General features: G+C 75.0%; 1 protein-coding gene and 1 pseudogene. Both read right to left on the reverse strand.

What is annotated here, in order from left to right:
• Window positions 1–292: 292 nt before the first annotated feature.
• Window positions 293–10,222: pseudogene (locus tag AB5J73_RS46850) on the reverse strand (type I polyketide synthase); the annotation flags it as partial.
• 12 nt (window positions 10,223–10,234) lie between these two features.
• Window positions 10,235–23,047 carry an SDR family NAD(P)-dependent oxidoreductase gene (locus AB5J73_RS46855; protein WP_370966483.1) on the reverse strand — a complete coding sequence of 4,271 codons (12,813 nt, stop codon included), beginning with the start codon at window positions 23,045–23,047 and terminating at the stop codon, window positions 10,235–10,237.
• Window positions 23,048–23,065: the final 18 nt, after the last annotated feature.

The raw sequence follows: 23,065 nt of genomic DNA on the forward strand, positions 1-23,065 counted from the left end.
ACCGGCCACAGCACCAGCCCGGAGCGCCCCAATGTGGCGTTGGGTGCGTCTGACGCACCGAACGCCACATTGGGGCGCTCGGGGCCTGCTCGATGATCGTGTGCGCGTTGGTCCCGGAGATGCCGAACGACGAGACCCCGGCCCGCCGCGGCCGGTCGGTGGTCCACTCGCGGGCTTCGGTGAGCAGCTCGACCGCTCCCGCCGACCAGTCCACGTGGGACGACGGCGTGTCGACGTGCAGCGACTTCGGCAGCAGCCCGTGCCGCATCGCCATGACCATCTTGATGATGCCCGCGGCGCCCGCGGCGGCCTGCGTGTGGCCGATGTTCGACTTGATCGAGCCGAGCCACAGCGGCGTTTCCCGGTCCTGGCCGTAGGTCGCCAGCACCGCCTGCGCCTCGATCGGATCACCGAGGGTCGTGCCGGTGCCGTGCGCCTCGACGACGTCCACATCGGACGGCGCCAGGCCCGCGTTCGCCAGTGCCGCGCGGATCACGCGTTGCTGCGACGGGCCGTTCGGCGCGGTCAGGCCGTTCGAAGCGCCGTCGGAGTTGACCGCCGAGCCCCGGACGAGCGCCAGGACTTCGTGGCCGTTGCGGCGGGCGTCGGAAAGCCGTTCCAGCAGCAGCAACCCGGCGCCTTCGGCCCAGCCGGTGCCGTCCGCCGCCTCGGCGAACGGCTTGCACCGGCCGTCCGGCGCCAGCCCGCGCTGCCGGCTGAACTCGACGAACGCGCCCGGGGTCGACATCACCGTGACACCACCGGCGACGGCCATCGTGGACTCGCCCTGCCGCAGCGACTGGCAGGCCAGGTGCAGCGCGACCAGCGACGACGAGCACGCGGTGTCGACCGCGACCGACGGCCCTTCCAGGCCGAAGGTGTAGGAGACGCGCCCGGCGATGACGCTCGTGGTGTTGCCGGTCAGCAGGTGGCCCTCGACGCCGGACGCCGAGCCGAGCATGGTGACGTAGTCCTGGCCGTTGGTGCCGGCGAACACGCCGGTCTTGGTGCCGCGCAGCGAATGCGGGTCGATGCCCGCGCGCTCGAACAGCTCCCACGCCGTCTCGAGCAGGAGCCGCTGCTGCGGGTCCATGGCGAGGGCCTCGCGCGGCGAGATCCCGAAGAACGCGGCGTCGAACTGGCCGACGCCGTCGAGGAACCCGCCGTCGCGGGCGTAGCTGCGGCCGCTCTTGCCCGGGTCCGGGTCGTAGAGCGCGCCGAGGTCCCAGCCGCGGTCGTCGGGGAACCCGGAAATGCCGTCCCCGCCGTCGCCGACCAGCCGCCAGAGGTCTTCGGGCGAGCGGACCCCGCCCGGGTAGCGGCAGCTCATCGCGACGATCGCGATCGGGTCGTCGGCGACCTCGGCCACGGTCGCGGGCGCGCCCGGTTCCGGTGCGCCGGCGCCGAAGATCTCGCCGAGCAGGCGGTCGGTCAGGTCCGCCGGGGTCGGGTGGTCGAACACCAGCGTCGAGGGCAGCGCGAGGCCGGTGTCGGCGGCCAGGCCGTTGCGCAGCTCGACCGCGGTGAGCGAGTCGAAGCCCAGGTCCTTGAAGGGCCGGACCGGCTCGATCGCCTCGGCGCCGTCGTGCCCGAGGACCGCCGCGGCGCGGGCGCGGACGACGTCGAGGAGCACCCGGCGCCGTTCGGACGTGGGCAGCCCGGCGAGCCGGGTGGCCAGCTCGGCGGTGCCGCGGGCCGTGGCTCCGCCTTCGGTCACGGCGAACTCGGGCAGCTCGGCCATCAGCGGCCGCGGGCGGGCGGCCGCGTACGACGGCGCGAAGCGGGCCCAGTCGACGTCGGCGACGACGACGGTGGTCTCGTCCAGTTCGACGGCCTGCAGGAGCGCGCGCAGCCCCAGGTCCGGGTCCATCGGCCGGAGCCCGCGCCGGCGGAGCAGCTCGTCGCCCTCTTCGGACGCGCCCATGCCGGCACCCGCCCACGGGCCCCAGGCGATCGCCGTCCCGGCGAGCCCCGCGGCGCGGCGGCGTTCGGCGAGCGCGTCGAGGTGCGCGTTGGCCGCCGCGTACGCACCCTGGTGGCCGCTGCCCCAGACGCCGGCGATGGACGAGAACAGCACGAAGGCGTCGACGTCGGCGCCGAGCAGCTCGTCGAGGTGGACGGCGCCGTCGACCTTGGCGCGGACGACCTCCGCGAAGTCCGTTGTGGACGATTCGGCGATCGGCGTGAACCGGCCGTAGCCCGCGGCGTGGAAGACCGCGTTCACCGACCGTCCTTCGAGGACGCCGGCCAGCGCGGCGCGGTCGGCGACGTCGCAGGCGATGATCTCCGCCTCCGCGCCGAGGTCGCGCAGCTGCGTCGCGAGTCCGGCCGCGCCGGGTGCGTCCGGTCCGCGGCGGCTGAGCAGGAGGAGGTGCCGGGCGCCCTGCGCGGCGAGCTTCCGCGCGAGCGCGCTGCCCAGTGCCCCGGTGCCGCCGGTGATCAGGGTGGTTCCCGACGGGGTCCAGCCGGCGGATTCGGTGCCGGCCGGGGCGCGGACGAGCCGGGGTACGAACGCGCCGGACGCCCGCAGCGCGACCTGGTCCTCGGTCGTGCCCGCGGCGAGGAGACCCGCGAGCCGGGCGTGGCCGCGGTCGTCGAGGGTGGCCGGCAGGTCCAGGAGGCCGACGTCGCGGCCGGTGAGTTCCAGCGCGGCGACCCGGCCGAGGCCCCAGACCTGCGCCAGCGCGGGGTCGGGTGCGGCGTCGGAACGCGCGGTGCGCACGGCTTCGGTGGTGACGCACCAGAGCGGGCCGGGCAGGTCGGCCTGGAACACCGAGAGGGCTTCGTCGAGGTTCGCGGGGAAGGCGAGGACTCCGGCGGCGCCGGCCACTTCAGGCAGCCGTTCGAAGGGCAGGGTGACGACGTCCGCGCCCCGCTCGGCGAGGCCCTCGGCGATCCCGGCGTGCTCCGTCCCGAGGATCACCCAGGTGCCGGACAGCCGTCCGGCGGCGATCGGGTGCGGCCGCCAGGTGACGCGGTAGCGCCACGATTCGAGGGTGCTCGCCTCGCGGTGGCGGGTGCGCCAGGCCTGGAGCGCGGGCTGGATGGCGTCGGCGAGGTCTTCGTCGACGGCGAGGTCCCGGGCCAGGTCCCCGTTTTCGACGGCGGCCCAGAACTCGGCGTCGGCGTCGGTGGCGGCCGGTGGGCGAGCGGGTTCGAGCCAGTAGCGCTGGTGCTCGAAGGGGTACGTCGGCAGCGCGACGGCCCGGCCCGCGGAGCCCGCGTAGAGGCTCTCCCAGTCCAGGTCGACGCCGTTGACGTGCAGCCGGGCCAGCGCGGTGAACAGGGTCCGTTCCTCGTCGCGGTCCCGACGCAGCGCGGGGATCGCGGTGCCCGGAACCATCCCGCTGAGCACGCCGTCGGGCCCCAGCTCCAGGAACACGCCCACCCCGGCGGCTTCCAGCGTCGAGATGCCGTCGGCGAACCGGACCGCCTCCCGCACGTGCCGGACCCAGTAGTCCGCCGTGAACGGCTCCGCGAGAGCACCGCTCACATTCGAGATCACCGGTATCGTCGCAGAGCGGTGCTCCAGGGACTCGGCGACCGAGCGGAACTCCTCCAGCATCGGATCCATCAACGGCGAATGGAACGCGTGGCTCACCTTGAGGCGCTTGGTCTTGGGGAACTGCGCGGCGATCGCCAGCACCTCGGCCTCATCGCCGGAGATGACGACCGACTCCGGGCCGTTGACTGCAGCGATGGAGACGCCGTCGGTGAGGGTGATGGCCGACTCGGGGGCGGCGATGGAGACCATCGCCCCGCCGGCCGGGAGGGCCTGCATGAGGGAAGCGCGCGCAGCGACCAGGCGGCAGGCGTCCTCGAGAGACAGAACCCCGGCGACGTGGGCCGCCGAGATTTCGCCGATCGAGTGCCCCGCCACGAAGTCCGGGCGGACACCGAACGACTCCACCAGCCGGAACAACGCCACCTCGATCGCGAAGAGGGCGGGCTGGGTGAACTCGGTGCGGTCCAGGCGCTCGGCGTCGTCGAAGGCTTCGCGCACTTCGGGCGTGAAGTGGGCGAGGACGGCGTCGAACGCTTCGGCGTAGACGGGGAAGCGGGCGTGAAGAGCGCGGCCCATACCGACCCGCTGCGCGCCTTGGCCGGTGAACAGCACCGCCAGCAGGGCGTCCCGGTCGGCCGTGCCGGTGACCACGGCGGCGTCGGTGCCACCGTCGGCGAGGACGCCGAGCGCGCGGTCGACGTCGTCGCCGGACGCGACGAGCACCGCGCGGTGGTCGTGCGTGCCGCGCGTGAAAGCCAGGGAGTACGCGAGATCCCGCGGTGCCGCGTCGAGCCCCCGGAGCCGGGAAGCCTGCGCCCGCAACGCCGTCGCACTCCGGGCCGACAGCGGGACGAGCGGCGGCGTCGCGTCCGGGCCCGCCTGCGGGAGCACCACAGCGTCGGCCTGTTCCAGGACGACGTGCGCGTTGGTCCCGCTCACCCCGAACGCCGAGACCGCGGCCCGGCGCGGCCCCTCGGAAGCCCAGTCGCGCTGCTCGGTGAGCAGCTCGACCGACCCGGCCGTCCAGTCCACTTGGGACGACGGCGTGTCGACGTGCAGCGTCCGCGGCAGGACGCCGTGCCGCATGGCGAGGACCATCTTGATCACGCCCGCCACACCCGACGCCGACTGGGTGTGGCCGATGTTCGACTTCAGCGACCCCAGCCACAGCGGCCGGTCCCGGTCGCGGCCGTAGGTCGCCAGCAGGGCCTGCGCCTCGATCGGGTCGCCGAGCCGGGTCCCCGTGCCGTGCGCCTCGACCGCGTCGACGTCCGAAGTGGACAGACCGGCGTTCGCCAGCGCGGCCCGGATCACCCGCTGCTGCGAAGGACCGTTCGGAGCGCTCAAGCCGTTGGACGCGCCGTCCTGGTTGACCGCCGAACCGCGCACCACGGCGAGGACCGGGTGACCGTTGCGCCGGGCGTCCGACAGCCGCTCCAGCAGGACCAGGCCGACGCCTTCGCCCCAGCCGGTCCCGTCCGCCGCGTCCGCGAAGGACTTGCAGCGGCCGTCCTCGGCGAGCCCGCGCTGCCGGCTGAACTCGACGAACGCCGCCGGGTGCGCCATCACCGTGACCCCGCCGGCCAGCGCCATCGAGCACTCGCCCTGCCGCAGCGCCTGCACGGCCAGGTGCAGCGCCACCAGCGACGACGAGCACGCCGTGTCGACGGTGACCGCCGGTCCCTCCAGGCCGAACGTGTAGGACAGGCGGCCCGACACGACCGCCGGGGCGCTGCCGGTCAGCAGGTAGCCCTCGGAGCCGCCGGACTCGTCGCGCGCGCCGACGCCGTAGCCGGACGAAGTCGCGCCGACGAACACGCCGGTTCCGCTGCCCCGCAACGAATCCGGGTCGATGCCCGCCCGCTCGAACACCTCCCACGACGTCTCGAGCAGGACGCGCTGCTGCGGGTCCATGGCGAGGGCCTCGCGCGGCGAGATGCCGAAGAACCCGGCGTCGAACTCCGCGGCCGTGGTCATGAACCCGCCCTCGCGGGTGTAGCTGGTGCCGAGCTTCGCCGGGTCCGGGTCGTACAGCGCGGTCAGGTCCCAGCCGCGGTCGGCCGGGAACGGCCCGACGCCGTCCGCGCCCTCGGCGATCAGCCGCCACAGGTCCTCGGGCGACTGGACGTCCCCCGGGTAGCGGCAGCCCATGGCCACGATCGCGATCGGCTCGTCCGACGCGGCGGCGGTGACCGGGCCCGCGGCGACGGCCACGGTCCCCGACACCTCGCCCAGGAGGTGCTCGGCCAGTGCGCGCGGGTGCGGGTGGTCGAAAACGACGGTGGCCGGGAGGCGGACACCGGTCACCGCCGTCAGCCGGTTGCGGAGTTCGACCGCCGTCAGGGAGTCGAAGCCCAGCTCGCGGAACGCGCGGTCGGCGGCGACGGCGGCGCCGGAGTCGTGGCCGAGCACGGCGGCGGCCTGGGCGCGCACGAGCTCGAGGACGTGGTGGGCGGCCTCTCGCGGGCCGAGGCTCCGCACCGCTTCGGCGAGCCCGGAACCGACCTCGGTGACGACCTCCTCGGCGGCAAGGTGGTCGCGGACCTCCGGGAGGTCTTCGATGAGCGGGCGGCGGCGGGCGGCGGTGAACCCGTCGGCGAACCGCGGCCAGTCCATGTCGGCGACGGCGACGAAGGTGTCGTCGGCGTCGAGGGCGTGCTGCAGCGCGGCGATCGCCAGCTTCGGGTTCATTTCCCGCAGCCCGCGGCGGCGCAGGTGCTCCTTCGCCTCGGCGCTGCCCGCCATGCCGTCGCCGGCCCAGGAACCCCAGGCCACCGAGGTGGCGGTCCGGCCGGCCGCGCGGCGGCGGGCGGCGAGCGCGTCGAGGTGGGCGTTCGCGGCGGCGTAGGCGCCTTGGCCCGCGCTGCCCCAGACACCGGCGTTGGAGGAGAAGAGGACGAACGCGTCGAGGTCGTCGCCGAGCAGTTCGTCGAGGTGATCGGCACCGGCGGCCTTGGCCGCGAGCACCTCGGCGAACTCTTCGGGGCTGGTGTCGGCGACGGTGCCCGCCTGCGGCAGGCCCGCGGTGTGCACGACCGCGCGCACCTCGAGCCCGCCGACCAGGTCGGCCACGGCGTCGCGGTCAGCGAGGTCGCAAGCCGCGAAGGTGACTTCGGCGCCCAGGGCGGTCAGCTCCGCTTCGAGCGCGGCGGCGCCCGGGGCGTCCGCCCCGCGGCGGCTGACCAGCACCAGGTGCGCGGCACCGGCCCCGGCCAGCCAGCGGGCGACGTGCCCGCCGAGCGCGCCGGTCCCGCCGGTGACGAGGACGGTTCCCTCGGGCCGCCAGTTCCGGGCCGGTTCGCCGCCCGGTGCGTGCGCGAGCCGGCGCGCGAAGACGCCGGACGCCCGCACGGCGACCTGGTCTTCCTGGTCGAGCCCGGCGAGGACGGCGGCCAGCCGGCGAGCGGCCCGGCGGTCGAGGGCGGCGGGCAGGTCGACGAGCCCGCCCCAGCGTTCGGGGTGTTCGAGCCCGACGACCCGGCCCAGCGCCCAGATCTGGGCGGGATCCGCGGCGGGCGCGTCGTCGCCGGGCAGGGCGGCGACGGCGTTCCTAGTCAGCAGCCACAGGGGTGCGGTGCTCCCGGCGAGGGCTTGCGCCAGGAGGAGGGTGCGGGGTGCGTCCGGGAGCAGGGAGACGACGCCGGCGACGTCGGTGAGATCGCCGGCGGCCGCGAGCAGGTTCGGCTCGGCACCGGTGGCGCTGGGGCCGGTCGTCCCGGCGGTGGGATCGCCTGCTGCCTCGACCACCTCCGGCTCGGCGCCGGCGGCCGCGAGGGCGTTCGTCACCTCGGCGGTGTCCGTGCCGGGGGCGGCGACCACGAGCCAGCGGCCGGGCAGCGTCGCGGCTTCCGGCTCCGCGAGGGGCTTCCACTCGACGCGGTAACGCCAGGAGTCCACGGTGGACTTCTCGTGCCGGAGCCGACGCCACCGGGCGAGGGCGGGCAGCAGCTCGGCGAACGACGTCTCGGAGCCGACGCCGATCAGGTCGGTCAGCGCACCGACGTCCTGGCCCTCGACGGCGGTCCAGAACCGGGCGTCCGCGGGGTCGCCGGCGACGGGCTTGGCCGGCGCGTCGAGCCAGTACCGCTTGCGCTGGAAGGCGTACGTCGGCAGGTTCACGATCCGGGCCTCGGGGAACGCCGGGGTCCAATCGACGGCAACCCCGTTGACGTGCGCCTCGGCCAGCGCGGCGTGGAACCGGGTGAGCCCGCCGTCGTCGCGCCGCAGGCTTCCCAGTGCGACGACGTCGTCGCCCAGCGCCATGGTCAGCACCGGGTGCGGCGACGCCTCGATGAACGAGGTGAAGCCCTCGCTCTTCAGCCGCTCGACGGCCGTGTCGAGCCGCACGGTGCCGCGCAGGTTCCGGTACCAGTACTCGGCGTCGAGAGCGCCGTCGGCCCACTCGCCGGTCACCGTCGACAGGAAGGCGGTCTCGCCCCGCCGCGGGGTGATCGGGGCCAGGACCTCGAGGAGCTCGTCGCGCAGCTGCTCGACCTGCGCCGAGTGCGACGCGTAGTCCACCGGCACCCGCTTCGCGCGGATACCGTCGGCTTCGCAGGATTCGATCAGCTCGGCCAAGGCATCGGGGGCACCGGAGACCACCACCGCGGCCGGGCCGTTCACCGCCGCGATCGACAGGCCGTCCGTCAGCCGCGCCTCCACCTCGGCGAGCGGCGCCGCGACCGACACCATTCCGCCACGCCCCGCCAACGCGAGAATCGCCTTGCTGCGCAAGGTCACCACGCGAGCACCGTCCTCGAGGGACAGCGCACCCGACACCACGGCGGCCGCGATCTCCCCTTGTGAGTGCCCCACCACCGCGTCCGGAACGACGCCGTACGAGCGCCACAGCTCCGCCAGCGACACCATCACCGCGAACAACGCGGGCTGGACCACATCGACCCGGGCCAGCGCCGAAGCATCGGCCAGCACGTCGCGGAGCGACCAGTCCACAAAGGACTCCAACGCGGAACCGCACTCGGCCAGCCGCGCCGCGAACACCGGCGACGACTCCGCCAGCTCCAGCGCCATCCCGGCCCACTGCGAACCCTGCCCGGGGAACACGAGCGCGACCTTGCCGCGGGTCGTCGCTTCTCCCGTCACCACCGCGGGACTCGGGTCCCCGGCCGCGAGGGCGGCGAGCCCGCCCGTTCCGATCACCACCGCTCGGTGGCCGAGCAGGGCCCGCGACCGCACCAGCGAGTACCCGATGTCGGCCGGGTCGCCGTCGTGCTCCAGCAGTGCGGAAGCCTGTTCCCGCAACGCTTCCGCCGAACCCGCCGACAGCACCCACGGCACCGGCCCCGAGACGGCCCGCGAAGGCGGTTCCGGTTCCTCCGGCGCCTGCTCCAGGATCACGTGCGCGTTGGTCCCGCTGACGCCGAACGACGAGACGCCGATCCGGCGCGGCTGCCCGGTCTCCGGCCACGGCGTCGCCTCGGTGAGCAGCCGGACCTCGCCGGCGTTCCAGTCCACTTGGGACGACGGCGCGTCGATGTGCAGCGACTTCGGCAGCACGCCCCGCCGCATGGCCTGGACGGACTTGATGATCCCGGCGACCCCGGCGGCGGCCTGCGTGTGCCCGAGGTTGGACTTCACCGAACCGAGCAGCAGCGGCCGGTCGGCGGCGCGGCCGCGGCCGTAGGTGGCCAGCAGCGCCTGCGCCTCGATCGGGTCGCCCAGCGTGGTGCCGGTGCCGTGCGCTTCGACCGCGTCGACCTGCTCGGCGGACAGCTGGGCGCGGTCGAGCGCGGCCCGGATGACCCGCTGCTGCGACGGCCCGTTCGGCGCGGTCAGGCCGCTGCTGGCACCGTCCTGGTTGACCGCGGAGCCGCGGACGACGGCGAGCACCGGGTGCCCGTTGCGGCGCGCGTCGGAAAGCCGCTCGACCAGCAGCATGCCCACGCCTTCACCCCAGCCGGTGCCGTCGGCGGCGTCGGCGAAGGGCTTGCAGCGGCCGTCGGCGGCGAGCCCGCGCTGGCGGCTGAACGCGGTGAACGTGCCCGGCGTGGCCATCACCGTGACACCGCCGGCCAATGCCAGGGAGCAGTCGCCGAGCCGGACCGCCTGGCAGGCCAGGTGCAGCGCGACGAGCGACGACGAGCACGCCGTGTCGATCGTGACCGCGGGGCCTTCCAGGCCGAGGGTGTAGGCGATCCGGCCGGAGGCGACGCTGCCCGCGCTGCCGTTGCCGAGGTAGGCCTCGAACTCCGCGAACACCTCGGGCGCGAGCAGCAGCCGGGCCGCGTAGTCCTGGTACATCACACCCGCGTAGACGCCGACCTTCTCGCCGCGCACGGAGGTCGGGTCGATGCCCGCCCGCTCCAGCACCTCCCACGACACTTCCAGGAGCAGCCGCTGCTGCGGGTCCATGGCGAGCGCTTCCCGCGGGGAAATCCCGAAGAAGCCCGCGTCGAAGTCGGCCGCGTCGGCGAGGAAAGCGCCTTCCCGGGTGTAGCTGGTGCCCGCGCTGCCGGGGTCCTCGTCGTAGAGCGCTTCGAGGTCCCAGCCGCGGTCGGCCGGGAACGCCCCGACCGCGTCCTCACCCGCGGCCAGCAGGTCCCACAGCTGTTCGGGGGTGCGGACGCCGCCGGGGAAGCGGCAGCTCATGCCGACGATGGCGACCGGCTCCTGCGCGCGGTCCTCGTTCTCCTTCAGCCGCCGCCGCGCCTCGCGCAGATCGGCCGTGGCCCGCTTGAGGTAGTCCAGGAGCTTCTGTTCGTTCGACATTCAGGACATCCCCAGTTCGTCGTCGAGGAGGTCGAAGATCTCCTCGGCGGTGGCGTCGGCCAGTTCCGTGCCGGGCTCGTCCCGGCGGTCGTCGGTCGCGGTCCAGCGGGCCAGCAGCCCGCGCAGGCGCTCGGTGATCAGGTCGCGCTCGCCCGCGCCGGGTTCGGTCGCGGCGAGCACCGCGGCCAGCCGGTCGAGTTCCGCGTGCACGGGCAGCGCGGCTTTCGCCCCGCCCGCGGGCAGTTCGGCGCACAGGTGCTTGGTGAGCGCGTCCGGGTTCGGGTAGTCGAAGATCAACGTCGCGGGCAGCCGCAGCCCGGTCACCGCGTTGAGCCGGTTGCGCAGCTCCAGCGCGGTGAGCGAGTCGAAGCCGAGGTCGAGGAACCCGCGCCCGGCCTCGACGGCGTTGCCCGACGCGTAGCCGAGCACGGCCGCCACCTGGGCGCGCACCACCTCGTCGACCACGCGGAGCTGCTCGGCTTCCGGCAGGCCCGCCAGCCGTTCGGCCAGCCCCGGCCCGGCCGGGACGCCGTCGCGCACGGCCCGCCGCGAAGAGGTTCGGACCAGCCCGCGCAGCAGCGCCGGAACTTCGGCCCGGGCCCGCCAGGCGGCGAGGTCCAGCGCGACCGGCATCAGCAGCGGCTCGCCCGTGCTCACGGCGAGGTCGAACAGCCGCAGCGCGCGGTCGGTCGGCAGCGCGCGGACGCCGGACCGGCCCAGCCGCGACACGTCGTCGTCGCCGAGGTGTGCGGTCAGGCCGCTGCGGGCCTCCCACAGGCCCCACGCGAGCGAAGTCGCGGGCAAGCCCTTCCCCCGCCGGTGCTGGGCGAGGGCGTCGAGGTAGGCGTTGGCCGCGGAGTAGCCGGCCTGGCCCGCGCCGCCCATCGTCGTCGCGAAGGAGGAGAAGAGGACGAACGCGTCGAGGTCCAGGTGCGCGGTCAGCTCGTGCAGGTGCCGGGCGGCCACGGCCTTGGGCCGCAGCACGGTGTCGAGCCGCTCCGGCGTCAGCGCTTCGAGGACGCCGTCGTCCAGCGCACCGGCGGCGTGCACCACCGCGGTCAGCGGGTGCTCGGCGGGGATGGTCGCGAGCGCGCTTTCGAGGGCGGCGCGGTCGGCGACGTCGCAGGCGAGCACGGTCACCGACGCGCCGGCCAGCTCTTCGGCGGCGGCCGGTGCGCTGCGGCTGAGCAGCAGCAGGTGCCGGACGCCGTGGACGGTCACCAGGTGCCGGGCGAGCAGGCCGCCGAGCACGCCGCTCGCGCCGGTGACGAGGACGGTCCCGTCCGGGTTCCAGGTGTGCTCCTCCGGCGGCGGGGTCGCCCGCGCCAGCCGTGGCACGTGGAATTCGCCGCCGCGCAGGGCCAGCTGCGGCTCGCCGGACGCGGCGGCCACGCCGGCCCAGGTGGCGGGGTTCTCCGCGGTGTCGACGTCCAGCAGGACGAACCGGCCGGGGTGCTCCGACTGCGCGGAGCGGACCAGGCCCCAGACGGCGGCCGCTTCGGGATCGGCGGGTGCCTCCCCCACGGCCGACTCGGTGACCAGCACCAGCCGCGTGTCCGGCTCGCCGTCCAGGAAGTCCTGCAGGGTCGCGAGAACTTCCGCGGTCACGTCGCCACGGCATTCGGTGTAGGCCACCGGGCCGGGCTCCCCGAGCGGGACGGCCGGGGCGGCGGGCTCGGTGTCCACGCGCTGCCAGGCCAGGGTGAACAGGGAGTCGGTGCCGTGGTCCGCGGCGGCGGCCAGCTGCCCGGCCGAAATCGGCCGCATGACCAGGGATTCCGCCTCGGCGACCGGGGCGCCGCTCTCGTCGGCGACGGCGACCGAGACGCCGTCGGCGCCGAGCGCACCGAGCCGGACGCGCAGGGTGGTCGCCCCGGTCGCGTACAGCCGGACGCCGGTCCACGCGAACGGCAGCCGGGCGCCGGCCTGGGCGCTGGTCAGGCCGATCGGGTGCAGGGCCGCGTCGAGCAGGGCCGGGTGCAGGCCGTAGCGGGCCGCTTCGGCGCGCTGCTCGTCGGGCAGCGCGACCTCGGCGTAGAGGTCGTCGCCGTGCCGCCAGGCCGCGCGCAGGCCCTGGAACGCCGGGCCGTAGCGGTAGCCGTGGCCGGCGAGGGTGTCGTAGTGGCCGTCGACCGGCAGGGGTTCCGCGCCGGCCGGCGGCCACGCGGTGAGGGTCGTGCCCGGCTCGGCGCCGGCCGCGAGGACGCCTTCGGCGTGCTGGGTCCAGTCGGCGTCGTCGTTCGGTCGCGAGTGGACGGTCACCGTGCGGCGGCCGTGCTCGTCGGCGGCTTCGACCCGGGCCTGGACGGCGACGCCGCCGCGGCGAGGCAGGACCAGCGGTGCCTGCAGGGTCAGCTCTTCGACGGTGGCGCAGCCGACCTGGTCGCCGGCCCGCACGGCGAGCTCGACGAACGCGGTGCCCGGCAGCAGCACGGTGTCGCCGACCGCGTGGTCGGCGAGCCACGGGTGGGTGCTCGGCGAAAGCCGGCCGGTGAGCAGGGTGGCGCCGGTGCCCGCGACGGTCACGGCCGCCCCGAGCAGCGGGTGCCCGGCGTCGGTGAGGCCGAGCCCGCCGGCGTCGCCCGCGGTCACGGCGGTCCACTGTGGCCAGTACCGGTCCTGCTGGAAGGGGTAGGTGGGCAGGTCGGTGAGCCGGGCGCCGGGGAACGCCGGGGTCCAGTCGACCCGCACGCCGGTGACGTGCGCTTCGGCGAGGGCGGTGTAGAAGCGGGTCAGGCCGCCGTCGTCCCGCCTCAGCGAGCCCAGCGCGACGACGTCGTCGCCGAGCGCCATGGTGAGCACCGGGTGCGGCGAGGCTTCGATGAACGTGCCGAAGCCTTCGCTCTTGAGCTGCTCGACCGCGGTGTCCAGCCGGACCGGGTTTCGCAGGTTCCGGTACCAGTACCCGGCGTCGGCGTCTTCGTTCCACTCGCCCGTCACCGTCGAGAGGAAGGCGATCTCCCCGCGGCGGGGGGTGATCGGCGCCAGCACGTCGAGGAGTTCGTCCCGCAACTGTTCGACCTGCGCCGAATGCGACGCGTAGTCCACCGGCACCCGCTTGGCGCGGACGCCGTCGGCCGCGCAGGACGCGATCAGCTCGGCCAAGGCATCGGGCGCACCGGACACCACCACCGCGGCCGGGCCGTTGACCGCCGCGATCGACAGGCCCTCGGTCAACCGCTCCTCGACGGCTTCCCGGCTCGACGCGACGGAGACCATCCCGCCACGACCGGCGAGGGCGAGGATCGCCCTGCTGCGCAACGCGACCACCCGGGCACCGTCCTCAAGGGACAGCGCACCCGCGACCACGGCGGCGGCGATCTCGCCCTGCGAGTGCCCCACCACCGCGTCCGGCACCACACCGAACGACCGCCACAGCTCGGCCAGGGACACCATCACCGCGAACAACGCGGGCTGGACGACGTCGACCCGGGTCAGCGCCTCCGCGTCGGCCAGCACGTCACGCAGCCGCCAGTCCACAAAGGAGTCCAGGGCGGCAGCGCACTCGTCGAGGCGAGCCGCGAACACCGGCGACGACTCGGCCAGTTCGAGCGCCATCCCCGGCCACTGCGAGCCCTGGCCCGGGAAGACCAGGGCCACCTTGCCGGGCGTTCCGGCGATCCCGGTGACCGCGGTCGCCGCGGGAGTGCCCGCCGCGACCGCGGTCAGCGCGCCGGCGCCGAGCACCACCGCGCGGTGCGGGAACCGCGAACGAGCGGTCGCCAGGGAGAACCCGATGTCCGCCGGGTCGCCGTCGATCGAGGCGAGGGCGGCGGCCTGGTCACGCAACGCGGCTTCGGTGCGGCCGGCCAGCACCCACGGCACCGGGCCGGAGACCGGCGCGCGCTCCTCGGCGACGACGTCCGGCGCCTGCTCCAGGATCGTGTGCGCGTTGGTGCCCGAGATGCCGAACGACGAAACACCCGCCCGCCGGGGCCGGCCGGAAGCCCATTCCCGGGACTCCGTCAGCAGCTCGACCGCACCGGACGTCCAGTCCACATGGGACGAAGGCGCGTCCACGTGCAACGTCTGCGGCAGCACGCCGGTGCGCATCGCCATGACCATCTTGATGATCCCGGCGACCCCCGCGGCGGCCTGCGTGTGCCCGAGGTTCGACTTCACCGAACCCAGCCACAGCGGCTCGTCGCGGTCCTGGCCGTAGGTCGCGAGCAGGGCCTGCGCCTCGATCGGGTCGCCGAGGGTCGTGCCGGTGCCGTGCGCTTCCACGGCGTCCACTTCGGACGGGGCGAGTCCCGCGTCCGCGAGGGCCGCGCGGATGACCCGCTGCTGCGAAGGACCGTTCGGGGCGGTCAAGCCGTTCGACGCGCCGTCGGAGTTCACCGCCGAACCGCGCACCACGGCCAGCACCCGGCGGCCTTCGCGCCGGGCGTCCGACAGCCGCTGCACCAGCAGCATGCCCGCGCCCTCGGAGAACCCGGCGCCGTCGGCGGCCTCGGCGAACGCCTTGCTGCGGCCGTCGGCGGCGAGGCCGCGCTGGAGGCTGAAGTCGACGAACATGCCCGGGGTCGCCATCACCGTCGCGCCGCCGGCCAGTGCCATCGAGCACTCGCCGCGCCGCAGCGCCTGCACCGCCAGGTGCAACGCCACCAGCGACGACGAACACGCCGTGTCCACCGTGAGCGAGGGACCTTCCAGCCCGAACACGTACGACAGGCGCCCGGAGACGACGCTGGCGGCGTTGCCGACGCCCGCGTGGCCTTCCAGCTGTTCGGTCGAACGCTCCAGCAGCGCCGGGTAGTCCTGGCCGTTGGTGCCGGCGAACACGCCGATCCGTTCGCCCCGCACGGAAAGCGGGTCGAGCCCGGCGCGTTCGAAGGCCTCCCAGGACGTCTGCAGCAGCAGCCGCTGCTGCGGGTCCATGGCGAGGGCTTCCCGCGGCGAGATGCCGAAGAAGCCGGGGTCGAACCGCGTGGTGTCGGCGAGGAAACCGCCTTCGCGGGCGTAGCTCTTGCCACTGGCGCCGGGTTCGGGGTCGTAGATCTCTTCGAGGTCCCAGCCGCGGTCGTCGGGGAACGGCGTGATGCCGTCGCCGCCCGCCGCGACCAGTCGCCAGAGGTCTTCGGGCGAGCGGACGTCACCGGGGAACCGGCAGCCGATGCCGACGATCGCGATCGGTTCGTCGGCGGCGATCCTCGCGGTGGCTTCGGCGGCCGTCTCCCGGCTGCCGAGCAGTTCGCCGAGGTAGCCGGCGAGGACGGTGACCGTCGGGTGGTCGAACACGAGGGTCGCGGGCAGCCGCAGCCCGGTCGCGGTGGCGAGCCGGGTGCGGAGCTCGACCGCCGTCAGCGAGTCGAAGCCGAGTTCGGAGAAGGCGCGTTCGACGTCGACCCCGGCCGGGCTCGCGTGCCCGAGCACGGCGGCGGCCTGCGCGCGGACCAGGTCGGTCAGCACGCGGTGGGCTTCGGCCGGGTCCAAGCCGGCGAGCCGCGCCGCGAACCCGGAGGTCCGGACCGGCGTTTCTTCGGCGGCTGCCGGAATCTCGGCGAGCAGCGGCCGCGGCCCGGCGGCGGCGAACGCGGGGGCGAACCGCGCCCATTCGACGTCGGCGATGACGACGGTCGTGTCGTCGTGGTCGAGGGCCCGGCCGAGCGCGGTCAGCGCCAGCTCGGGATCGAGCGGCGGCACGCCCTCGGCGACCAGGCGGGCCCGGTCGACGCCTTCGTCGGCGTCCCAGACGCCCCAAGCGATCGAGGTCGCCTTCGCCCCGCGGGCCCGGCGCTTCTCGGCGAGCGCGTCGAGGTGCGCGTTGGCCGCCGCGTAGGCACCGTGGGCGCCACTGCCGACGACCGCGGCGATGGACGAGAACAGCACGAACGCGTCGAGGTCGCCGGGCAGGAGCGCGTCGAGGTGGTCGGCCGCGCCGGCCTTCACGCGGCAGGCGCGCTCCAGCAGCTCCGGTCCGGTCTCGGCGAGCGGGGCCAGGTCGGTGACGGCGGCGGTGTGGAACACCGACCGGACCGGCCCGTGGGCTTCGAGCACCGCGGCCAGCTGGTCGCGGTCGGCGACGTCGCAGTACGCCTCGACCACTTCGGCGCCGCGCAGGGTCTCCACGCCGGGCAGTGCGGCCGCGGCGAGCACGATCTTGGTGGCACCCCGCGTGATCAGCCAGCGCGCGAGCCGGACGGCCGCGTACCCGTCGGCGTCGGTGACGAGCACCGTGCCCTCGGGCCGCCAGCGGTTCGCCGGCTCGCCGGTCCCGGCGTGGACCAGCCGCCGCGCGAACACCCCGGAAGCGCGCAGCGCCACCTGGTCTTCGCCGGTGGTCCCGGCCAGCACGGCGGCCAGCCGGGCGCCGGTGGTCTCGTCGACGGTCGGCGGCAGGTCGACCAGGCCACCCCAGCGGGTGGGGTGTTCGAGCCCGGCGATCCGGCCGAGGCCCCACACCTGGGCCTGCGCGGGGTCGGGAACGTCGTCCGGCCCGGTCGCCACGGCCCCTTCGGTGAGGAGCCACAGCGGCGCGTCGGCGCGGGTCAGCTCGAGGGCGGTCGCGGCGTCGGGCCGGAGGGCCACCACGCCGGTCAGGTTCTCGTCGTCCTCGACGATTTCCGCGCCGTGGGCGGCGAGGAGGTCACGGACGTCGTCGCCGTCGCCGACTACTCGCCAGCGGCCGGTGAGGCGGGCCGGCGACGTCGTGACGGGACGCCAGGCGATGCGGTAGCGCCAGGAGTCCGTGGTGGTCTCGTCGTGGCGGCGGCTGCGCCACCTGGCCAGCGCGGGCAGGACGGCGTCGAGCGGGGCGTCCTCGGCGAGGTCGAGGACACCCGCGAACGCCGGGACGTCCTGGTCGCCGACGACCTCCCAGAACCGCTGGTCCGCGGGGTCGGCGTGGACCGGCTCGGCTTCGGGGACGTCGAGCCAGTACCGCTCGCGCTGGAAGGCGTAGGTCGGCAGGTCGGCGGGGACCGCGTCGGGGAAGGCCGGGGTCCAGTCGACCCGGACCCCGTTGACGTGCGCTTCGGCGAGCGCGGTGTGGAACCGGTTCAGGCCGCCGTCGTCGCGGCGGAGGCTTCCCAGCGCGACGACGTCTTCGCCGAGCGCCATCGTCAGGACGGGGTGCGGCGAGGCCTCGACGAAGGTGCCGAATCCCTCGCTCTTCAGCCGTTCCACCGCGGTGTCGAGGCGGACGGTGCCGCGCAGGTTGGTGTACCAGTACTCCGCGTCGAGACTCGTCCCGTCGATCCACTCGCCCGTGACCGTGGAGATGAAGGCCGTCTCGCCCGCGCGCGGGGTGATCGGGGCCAGCACCTCGAGGAGTTCGTCGCGCAGCTGCTCGACCTGCGGCGAGTGGGACGCGTAGTCCACCGGGACCCGCTTGACCCGGATGTCGTCCGCGCGGCAGGCGGCCATGAACTCGTCGAGAGCCCGCGGCACACCGGAAACCACCACCGCCGCGGGACCGTTCACCGCCGCGACCGAGACGCCGTCGATCAGCCGTGCCTCGACGGCTTCCCGGCCCGCCGCGACGGAGACCATCCCGCCGCCACCGGCCAGTGCCAGGATTGCCTTGCTGCGCAACGCCACCACCCGGGCACCGTCCTCAAGGGACAGCGCACCCGAAACCACGGCGGCGGCGATCTCACCCTGCGAATGACCGACCACCGCGTCCGGCACCACGCCGAACGAGCGCCACAGCTCCGCCAGCGACACCATCACCGCGAACAACGCGGGCTGCACCACATCGACCCGGGCCAGCGCCTCCGCGTCGGCCAGCACGTCCCGCAGCTGCCAGTCCACAAAGGACTCCAGCGCGGCGCCGCAGCCGTCCAGGCGGGCGGCGAACACCGGCGAGGACTCAGCGAGTTCGAGAGCCATCCCGGCCCACTGCGCACCCTGGCCCGGGAAGACCAGCGCCACCTTGCCCGGCGTACCGGCCTCCCCCACGACCACGTTCGCGGCGGGTGCACCCTCCGCGAGCGCCGCGAGGCCCCCGGCGAGGTCGGCACCGACCACGACCGCCCGGTGCCGGAACAGCGACCGCGCCGACACCAGCGCGGCCCCGACCGGCGCGGCCGGCAGATCTCCCCGGCCGAGCAGCGCGGCGGCCTGCGCCCGCAGCGCCCCCGCCGTCCGCCCGGAGAGCACCCACGGAACCACCGGCCCCAAGCGCCCCAATGTGGCGTTCGGTGCGTCCAGCGCACCCAATGTGGCGTTCGGTGCGTTGGACGCAACCAACGCCACATTGGGGTGCTCCGGGGCCTCCAAGATCGCGTGGGCGTTCGTGCCGCTCACCCCGAACGACGACACCGCCGCGCGCAGCGGCCGGTCGGCGGTCCACTCGCGGGGCTCCGTCAGCAGTTCCACCGACCCGGCCGTCCAGTCCACGTGGGACGAAGGCGCGTCGACGTGCAGGGTCCGCGGCAGCACGCCGTGCCGCATCGCCATCACCATCTTGATGACGCCGCCGACCCCCGCGGCGGCCTGCGTGTGGCCGATGTTCGACTTGAGCGAGCCCAGCCACAGCGGCGCCGGGCGGTCCTGGCCGTACGTCTCCAGCAGCGCCTGCGCCTCGATCGGGTCACCGAGGGTGGTGCCGGTACCGTGCGCTTCGACCGCGTCCACATCGGACGTCGTCAGGCCGGCGTTCGCCAGCGCCTGGCGGATCACCCGCTGCTGGGCCGGGCCGTTGGGCGCGGTGAGGCCGTTGGACGCGCCGTCCTGGTTGACGGCCGAGCCGCGGACGACCGCGAGCACGGGGTGGCCGTTGCGCCGGGCGTCCGAAAGCCGCTCCACCAGCAGCAGACCCGCGCCTTCGCCCCAGCCGGTGCCGTCGGCGGCGTCGGCGAAGGACTTGCAGCGCCCGTCCGCCGCGAGGCCGCGCTGGCGGCTGAACTCGACGAACAGCGCGGGCGTCGACAGGACGGCGACCCCACCGGCCAGCGCCAGGTCGCATTCGCCCTGGCGCAGCGACTGGCACGCCAGGTGCAGCGCCACCAGGGACGACGAGCAGGCCGTGTCCACGGTGATCGCCGGGCCTTCGAGGCCGAACGCGTACGCGATCCGGCCCGAGGCGACGCTGCCGGCGCTGCCGTTGCCGAGGTAGCCCTCGTAACCTTCCAGTCCACTTCGGACGTTCGACAGCCGCGTCGCGTAGTCCTGGTACATCACGCCGGCGAACACGCCGGTCCGGCTGCCGCGCACCGAGTCCGGCACGATGCCGGCGCGCTCGAACGCCTCCCACGCGATCTCCAGCAGCAGCCGCTGCTGCGGGTCGGTGGCGGTCGCCTCACGCGGGGACATGCCGAAGAACTCGGCGTCGAAGTCGGCGGCGTCGTAGAGGAACCCGCCTTCGCGGGCGTAGGACGTGCCGCCGTGCGCGGGGTCGTCGTCGAAGAGGTCGGCGACCGGCCAGCCGCGGTCCGCGGGGAACACCGAAACGGCGTCGCGGCCCTCGGCGACGAGCTGCCAGAGGTCGTCCGGGGAGGCGACCCCGCCGGGGTAGCGGCAGCTCATCGCGACGATCGCGATCGGCTCGTCGGCGCCGGCCGTGCGCGTGACCGCGGTGCGGTTCGTCCGCCCGGCGAGGTGGGCGGCGAGCACCGCCGGGGTCGGGTGGTCGAACACCAGGGTCGCGGGCAGCCGCAGGCCGGTGGCCGCGGCGAGGCGGTTGCGGAGGTCGACCGCGGTCAGCGAGTCGAACCCGAGGTCCTTGAACGCCCGGCCCGGGTCGACCGCCTGCGCCGACGCGTGCCCGAGCACCGCCGCCACGTGCGTGCGGACCAGCTCGACCAGGCTTTCCTCGGTGAGTTCCACCAGTGCGTGGCCGCCGGCCGCGGCGGTCCGTCGCACCGGCGGGAAGAGCCCGCGGAACAGCGGGGAGACGGTGCCGTCGGCGGCCTGACGGCGCAGCGCGGCGGCGTCGAGCGCGATCGGGACCAGCGCGGCCGGGCCCGCGACGACGGCGCGGTCGAACAACGCGAGGCCGTGCGCGGTCTCGAGCGGGCGCACGCCGGAGCGGCCGAGCCGGTCCCGCGCGCGGTCGTCGAGGTGCCCGGTCATGCCGCTGGCCTCGGCCCACAGGCCCCAGGCGAGCGAGACGGCGGGCCGCCCGGCCGCGCGGCGCCGCTGGGCGAGGGCGTCGAGGTAGGCGTTGGCGGCGGCGTAGTTGCCCTGCCCGCTGCCGCCGGTGGTGCCCGCGGCGGCGGAGAAGAGCACGAACGCGGCGAGGTCGCCGGTCAGCTCGTCGAGGTTGCGGGCGGCGACGGCCTTCGGGCGCAGGACCGCGTCCAGCCGGTCCGGGGTCAGGGCCTCGACGACGCCGTCGTCGAGGACACCGGCGGCGTGCACGACGGCGGAAACCCGGTGTGAGGCAAGCACTTCGGCCAGCCGGTCGCGGTCCGCCGCGTCACAGGCGGCGAAGACGGCTTCGGTGCCCGCGGCGGCGAGGTCGGCGGCGAGGTCGGCGGCGCCGGGCGCCTCGGCACCGCGGCGGCTGAGCAGCACCAGCCGCCGGACGCCGTGCTCCCGGGCGAGGTGCCGGGCGACGAACCCGCCGAGCACGCCCGAAGCGCCGGTCACCAGCACGTCGCCGTCGCCCCAGTCCGGCGTCTCGCCGGTGGCGGCGGCGCGGGCGAGCCGGGGTACGAACACGCGGCCGTCGCGGACGGCGGCCTGCGGCTCGGGCGGGACGATCGGGTGGTCCGGGTCGTCGGTGTCGAGCAGCGCGAACCGGCCCGGGTGCTCCGACTGCGCCGAGCGCACCAGGCCCCACGCGGCGGCGAGGTCCGGATCGGGCGCTTCACCGTCGCGGACCGCGACCGCGCCGCCGGTGACGAACACGAGGACTTCGGCGCGCTCGGTGGTGAGCCAGTCCTGGACGCGGCCGAGCACGTGGTGGACCGGCGCACCGGTGAGGGGCTCGAAGACGGCGTCGGTGCCGGCGGCTTCCGCGGTTTCGGTCCAGTCCACGACGTACAGGTCGTCGGCGGACCGGTCGAGGCCACCGGCGGGCAGCGGGCGGAAGGCCAGCGACTCGGCCGACGCGACCGGGGCTCCGGCCGGGTCGGCGACCTCGACCGTGATCTCGTCGGTGCCGAGCCGGGTCAGCCGGACGCGGAGCGCGGCGGCCCCGGTGGCGTGCAGGGCGAACCGCGTCCAGGCGAACGGGAGCCGAGCCTGTCCGTCCCCTGTGGACATCAGGGCGAGCGGGTGCAAGGCGCTGTCCAGCAGGGCCGGGTGGAGGCCGAACCGGGCCGTGTCCGGCGTGCCGGGCAGTTCGACCTCGGCGAAGATCTCGTCACCGCGGCGCCACGCCGACCGCAGGCCTTGGAACGTGGGTCCGTAGCCGTAGCCCGCTGCCGCGCGAAGGCCGTCGTAGAACCCGTCGAGGTCGATCCTGGCCGCGCCCTCGGGCGGCCAGGAGTCCAGGGTGAACCCGGCTTCGGGGGCGCCGGGGGCGAGGACGCCGGCGGCGTGCCGGGTCCAGGGGTCGTCCTCGTCGCGCCGCGAGTGCACCTCGACGGCGCGCCGGCCGGTCTCGTCGGCCGCGCCGACCCAGACCTGCAGCGCGCGGGTGTCGCGCTCGCCCAGGGTGAGCGGGCTTTCGAGGGTGAGCTCCTCGACCGTGCCGCAGCCGGCGCGGTCGCCTGCCTGCACGGCGAGTTCGACGAAAGCGGTGCCGGGCAGCAGGATCGTGCCGTGCACGGCGTGGTCGGCGAGCCACGGCTGGGCCTGCGGGGAGACGCGGCCGGTGAGGACGAGACCGTCGCCGGCGGCCAGCGCCACGGCGGCGCCGAGCAGCGGGTGCCCGGTGGCGCTGAGGCCGAGGGCGCCCGCGTCGCCGGGGTCGGCGACGACGTCGGGCCAGAAGCGTTCGCGCTGGAAGGCGTAGGTCGGGAGGTCGGTCGTGCGGGCACCGGCGAAGGCCGGGGTCCAGTCGACGTCGACGCCGCGGACGTGTGCTTCGGCGAGTGCGGCGTGGAAGCGGGTCAGGCCACCGTCGTCACGCCTGAGCGAGCCCAGCGCGATGACGTCTTCGCCGAGCGCCATGGTCAGCACCGGGTGCGGCGAGGCTTCGATGAACGTGCCGAAACCCTCGCTCTTGAGCCGCGCCACCGCGGTGTCCAGGCGAACGGTGCTGCGCAGGTTGGTGTACCAGTACTCGGCGTCGACCCGCTCGTTCCACTCCCCCGTCACCGTCGAGATGAACGCGATCCCACCTTCGCGAGGGCTGATCGGGGCCAGGACCGCTCGCAGCTCTTCGCGGAGTTGCTCCACCTGCGGCGAGTGCGAGGCGTAGTCCACCGGGACCCGCTTGGCGCGGATGTCGTCCGCGCGGCAGGCCGCCATGAACTCGTCCAGGGCGTCCGGCACACCGGAGACCACGACGGCCGCCGGGCCGTTGACGGCGGCGACCGAAACACCCTCGATCAGCCGCTGTTCCACGGTTTCGAGGGCGGCGGCGACGGAAACCATGCCGCCACCACCGGCCAGCGCCAGGATCGCCCTGCTGCGCAACGCGACCACGCGAGCACCGTCCTCAAGGGACAGCGCACCCGCGACCACGGCGGCGGCGATCTCGCCCTGCGAGTGCCCCACCACCGCGTCCGGCACCACACCGAACGACCGCCACAGCTCGGCCAGGGACACCATCACCGCGAACAACGCGGGCTGGACGACGTCGACCCGGGTCAGCGCCTCCGCGTCGGCCAGCACGTCACGCAGCCGCCAGTCCACAAAGGACTCCAGGGCCGTCCCGCAGTCGTCGAGGCGGGCGGCGAACACCGGCGAGGACTCGGCGAGTTCGAGGGCCATCCCGGCCCACTGCGAACCCTGCCCGGGGAAGACCAGCGCCACCTTGCCCGGCGCACCGGC

This window comes from Amycolatopsis sp. cg9 (assembly GCF_041346945.1).
Classification (GTDB): Bacteria; Actinomycetota; Actinomycetes; order Mycobacteriales; family Pseudonocardiaceae; genus Amycolatopsis.